This is a genomic window from Algoriphagus sp. A40 (assembly GCF_002002735.1).
GTDB lineage: Bacteria > Bacteroidota > Bacteroidia > Cytophagales > Cyclobacteriaceae > Algoriphagus.
Genome location: NZ_MUNY01000011.1, coordinates 1 through 445, shown reverse-complemented (window position 1 = coordinate 445; position 445 = coordinate 1). Strand labels below are relative to the sequence as shown.

General features: G+C 59.3%; 1 protein-coding gene. It reads right to left on the bottom strand.

Annotated features, from left to right (window positions below):
• A partial coding sequence (locus tag B0E43_RS23285; RefSeq protein ID WP_139352612.1) for a hypothetical protein occupies positions 1–445 on the bottom strand: 445 nt, incomplete at both ends.

Genomic DNA, 445 nt, shown 5'->3' with positions numbered 1-445 from the left:
TGAATGGTCCGGCCAGGGTCACGTTGCCGCTGTTGGTGATCACGTAGTTGTAAACCACCACGTCACCTACCGCAGCGTACGGATCACCCGATACCACCTGCTTGTCCAAAGACAGCGTTCTGGTCTGGGTCGCATCCACGGTCTCGGTATCCGTATTCGAGGTCACCCCGTTGCCGCTCGCGCTGGCCACGTTGGTCACACTGCCGTTGTTCAGATCCGTCTGGGTAATTGTATAGCTGCCTGTCGCAGTCACGCTGCCGCCCGGTGCCAATGGACCGTTCACCGCCGCAATGCCCGCAATCTTGTCGTCTGTCACACTGAATGGTCCGGCCAGGGTCACGTTGCCGCTGTTGGTGATCACGTAGCGGTATGCCACCACGTCACCTACCGCAGCGTACGGATCACCCGATACCACCTGCTTGTCCAAAGACAGCGTTCTGGTCTG